The sequence below is a fragment of the uncultured Kiloniella sp. genome (assembly GCF_937128705.1).
In the GTDB taxonomy this organism is placed as follows: Bacteria; Pseudomonadota; Alphaproteobacteria; order Kiloniellales; family Kiloniellaceae; genus Kiloniella.
The window spans coordinates 1-4,519 of record NZ_CAKZMP010000437.1; the positions used below are offsets into that span (position 1 = coordinate 1).

A 4,519-nucleotide genomic window follows, 5' to 3' on the forward strand; every position below is an offset into this window, starting at 1 on the left:
TCGGTAAACAACGGTTCAATTCTAGCGCAACGTATCCGTGATATGGCTGATACTGTTCAAGCTGAACGTATGCGTGCGGATCTTGAAATTAAACAGGCCGTTGATGACATAGAACTTCAGCTTAATATTGTCGCAGAAATCAATGGTACTATTCCGGGGCAAGCTGCTCTGGGATTACCAACAGGAGATCTTGAAGACAAACGAGATCAGGCTATAAACAAACTCGCTGAATATATGGATATCCAGTATTTTCAGACGGATAAAAATCAAGTAAATGTTTTAACAAAAACAGGTCACACACTGATTAGCGGTAGCTTTCAAGCCGACCTTTCGTTTCGGCAAACAACACTCATTACTGCCAATGAAAGCTATCCTGCTGTACTAGATGGTATTCATCTAAACGCCGGTACTTCTCCTTCTGCAGCGAATGATATTACCTCGAGTATTACAGACGGCAAGTTAGGAGCCCTTTTCAAAGCACGTGATACGACCCTACCAGCAATGACAAACCAACTCGACCAAATGTCTGCGGCTTTGCGAGATCAAGTTAACCGGGCTCACAATAGAGGCGCCAACACCCCTATGGGGTTGGGCACAGGCGCTCTTGATCCCGCAACAATGCTGGGTTCCAGATCTTTTCCAAACACAGCTCAGGCGATGACCATTGGCAGCGATGTCAACATGGTTTTGCTCGATTCAAGCGGTGCAATGGTTGGCGCTATGGGCTCGATTACTGCGGGCGCGACAACTCCGGCAGCAGTTCAAACGGCCATCAACACCTTTCTGGGCGCCAACGGTACAGCCGGTTTTGATGCAAACGGCAGACTGGAAATCAAACTAAACAACAACGTTCGTTTGGCTTTCAAAGATACCGGCGCAGTCGCAAACAGTGGGGATTCTGTCATTCAGTATGATGCTGATGGTGATACGGTAAATGAAAATTACAACGGCTTTTCAAATTTCTTCGGTTTAAATGATTTTTTCGTTACACCTCAATTGTCAACGACGGTCCCAGCAGTTGAAGGGCAAGGTACTCAGACAGGCATTTCCTCGGGCATCGTCGTTAGACAGGACATGATTGATAGCCCCTCTAATATTTCAAGAGGAAGCCTTAGCGGCACACCACCTAACTATGCGTTGGGTCCTGGCAATAATGACGTTGCACTCCAGCTCGCTGCTGTCTTTGAACAAAATTATACTTTCAACGGCGTCTCAAACGGCCCTGATGTAACATCAACAACAATGAGTGGTTATGCAGGTGTGATGCTATCTTACAGTGCTACAACAGCACAAGCGGCCGAAAGCTCACTATCATTTCAAAGCTCCCTCGCTGGGGATCTACAGGTGAAGATGCAGAATGAATCTGGTGTCAGCATGGATGAAGAGCTCGCCAACATGGTTATCTTTCAAAATGCCTATAACGCCGCAGCACGTGTAATACAAATTACAGGTGAAATGCTTGATACCGTTATTGAGCTCGCCTAAGGAGAAAATAGATGATTCGCGTTTCCAGTTATGCTCAAAATCAACTATTACAAACGAACATGGCCTCAACACAGGCAAAGGTTTCGGACAGAACGATACAGATTGCTAGTGGTAAAGTAACTCAGGAATACACAAATATTTCGTCACAAGCCTTGGAGCTTATTAGCCTACAGCGCGATAATGTACGCACGACTCAATTTGAACGTAACATCCAGACCACAACAACTAGATTGGAAATCATGGATAGCAACATGACGACAATGTCTGAACGGATCACAAACCTGCTGAGTGACGTGCTTAACGGGTTAAACAGTTCAAACATACAGGAAATTCCTCTGGAGCAGTTTGCCGCCAGTTTCCGTCAAGAAATCACAGCGTTGATGAATGCACAGCACGAAGGACGTTACCTTTTTTCCGGTAGTTTAACAGATACACCACCTGTTGATATTACAGATGCTGCTTATACTCCACAGGCAGGCCTACCCGGTGTCTTTACAGCAGATTTTGACTACTATGATGGGGACAATGTCAAACTAAGCAATCGAATTGATCAAGATGCCACCCTCACATATGGCATTACAGCAGATGATCCAACATTCGAAAAACTCCTCAGAAGCCTTGCCTATGTTGAGTATGCAGGAACGAACAACGATACAACAGTATTACAGGAAGCTTACAGCTTACTCCAAACCTCATTGGACGGTGTTTCCTCATTCAGGAGCCAAATTGGAGCACAACTAACAGTATTAGAAGGTGCGAATAAAAATCATGCCGACTTTAAAACCTATGCACAGAATACGATTTCAGGCATTGAAGACGTTGATGTCGCCGAAGCTACTAGTAGACTGGCCTTTGATCAGGTACAGCTTCAGGCCTCATATATCAGCCTGACGCGGATCAATGAAACCACACTTTTAAATTACCTTAGATAAGTCTTTGTGATTTCACGCTTACTATTCGTTAATCATGGTTGCCTATTGTGACTAGAGAGACCATTATGTTGGACTTGGAAATAAATTATAAAGCTCAAGATTTAGCCGGGATCACAATGCCGAAGGCCGAAGAAGTGTCAAATAACGTAATTACACTGAAAACCCGTTTTGGGGTGATGGAAATAGATCGCGACAAAACCATCAAAATACCGAAAGGAATTGTAGGCTTTTCAGAGTATAAGGAATATGGTTTGTCTGTCCCATCACATACAGTGCTGGACGGTTATATGCTTTTGCAATCTATTGACGAAGCAGATTTGACTTTTATTCTGAAGCCTTATGATCTGAGCAGCGGGGAGATTGATGACAAGGATCTCGCTGGGGCAATGAACCAATATGCTATTGCACCGGAAAATCTTGCCTTGATGTTGGTTACAACTTTACGCCAAACGCCGAATGCCATTCAAAAAACCGTTAACTTACGGGCACCTGTTTTTATAGATACAGAAAATAAACAGGCTTGGCAGCATATTTTAAATTCCGAAAAATATAATGTTCGCCACGTCGTAAACTAATTTCTGTCAGGACTAGCAAAACTAGAAACCGGGGGTATAGGGTGAAAGGAATTATATTAGCTGGCGGAACAGGTAGTCGCCTTTACCCGATCACACGCGTGGTCAGTAAACAATTATTACCCGTTTACGACAAGCCGATGATATATTTTCCACTTACAACTCTGATGTTATCCGGGATCAGAGACATACAAATCATCACAACAAAAGATCATCAACAAGCATTCCAAACATTATTGGGAAATGGGCACCAGTGGGGAATTAATATTTCTTGGTGCGTTCAGGATGAACCAAATGGAATAGCCGAAGCATTTATATTATCAGAAGACTTTATCGGCGATGATCACTGCGCCCTTGCTCTAGGTGATAATATTTTATTTGGGAATGGATTGGTTGGCCTATTACAATCAGTTATGAAACCCCAATTCGGGGCCAGTGTTTTTGCCTATCGCGTGAAAGACCCCGAAAATTATGGTGTCGTTACATTTGATGATGAGGGAGGCGGCGTAGATATTGAAGAAAAACCGAAATTTCCGAAATCCAACTACGCCCTCATTGGCCTTTATCGTTACGACAATACCGTTGTGAAGATAGCTAGGGACGTAAAACCGACATTAAACAATGAAAAACACATAACTGACATCAACAACTACTATTTAAGGCAAAATAACCTTCATGTGCAAAAGCTTGGGCGCGGATACGCCTGGCTGGATGCAGGTACAGTAGAATCACTCCACAACGCTTCTGCTTTTGTTAAGTCAGTTGAAAGCCGTCAAGGAATAAAAATTGCCTGCCCAGAAGAAATTGCCTGGCGTATGGGGTATATAACATCCAAAGATTTAAATGTATTAGCAGAGAATTTAACCTCCAGTGGGTACGGGCATTACCTGCAAGAAATTTTACTCGAAGATAATAGAAAATATGACATCATCAATTGAGTTGATATTTCCGGGTGGATCATCTGAATCAATGGCTTATAAACTTGAAGCTGAAGCCCTGAAGAAACGGGTCATTGGCGCCTCTTGCATTCAAGATGATTCTGCGAAAAAGCTTTATGATCAATGGCAATACATTCCATCAATACATAGTGAAAACTTTGAAGAAGCCTTTGTCAAAACGATAAAAGATTACAATGTCTCTGATATCTATTGTCCTCATTTATTGCTTTATAAAGCAATAGAAAAAGTTATCTTATCTAGTAATCTTCTGGTCAAGTTCAGAAACCCTCCTCCAGGAGAACTTGAAACAAAGAAAATCGATACACTCTATAAATCAGCGGCTTATTTTCGCGAAATTGCATCAAACATGGCAATCGGCCATCAAGATCAACTACCTAAAATCGAAGAAATTGCCGGATTAATTTTCTATACGCGGGCCATTCCCGGCATGACATCTGAAGCAAAATTGGCTGCCTTAGCAGCCATATTCCCAGTTCTGCCCATAGGCGACATAATAGAGATTGGTGCATACAGAGGAAAGTCATCCTACTTTTTATCCTGGGCTGCTAAACGCTATAATACTGGGAAAGTG

5 protein-coding genes are annotated in these 4,519 nt (G+C 42.8%); all 5 read left to right on the forward strand.

The window, feature by feature from the left end; translation table 11 throughout:
• The coding region (locus Q0241_RS22325; RefSeq protein ID WP_299381590.1) for a flagellar basal body rod C-terminal domain-containing protein at positions 1–1,485 on the forward strand (1,485 nt) is incomplete at its 5' end.
• A gap of 11 nt (positions 1,486–1,496) precedes the next feature.
• Positions 1,497–2,417, forward strand: a complete 921-nt coding sequence (locus Q0241_RS22330; protein ID WP_299381593.1) for a flagellin — start codon at positions 1,497–1,499, stop codon at positions 2,415–2,417.
• 65 nt (positions 2,418–2,482) lie between these two features.
• Positions 2,483–2,992 carry a flagellar assembly protein FliW gene (locus Q0241_RS22335; protein ID WP_299381596.1) on the forward strand — a complete coding sequence of 170 codons (510 nt, stop codon included), beginning with the start codon at positions 2,483–2,485 and terminating at the stop codon, positions 2,990–2,992.
• Between the two features lie 41 nt (positions 2,993–3,033).
• Complete coding sequence (rfbA, locus tag Q0241_RS22340; RefSeq protein WP_299381599.1) at positions 3,034–3,927, forward strand: glucose-1-phosphate thymidylyltransferase RfbA; 894 nt, start codon at positions 3,034–3,036, stop codon at positions 3,925–3,927.
• Positions 3,911–4,519 (forward strand): hypothetical protein (locus Q0241_RS22345; RefSeq protein ID WP_299381602.1); only part of this gene is annotated, 609 nt, incomplete at its 3' end. The genes rfbA and Q0241_RS22345, both read left to right, overlap by 17 nt.

Bases quoted from the DNA above. Each gene is read 5' to 3' on its own strand.
- Q0241_RS22330 (WP_299381593.1), top strand. From the start codon at position 1,497: ATGATTCGCGTTTCCAGTTATGCTCAAAATCAACTATTACAAACGAAC.
- Q0241_RS22335 (WP_299381596.1), top strand. From the start codon at position 2,483: ATGTTGGACTTGGAAATAAATTATAAAGCTCAAGATTTAGCCGGGATC.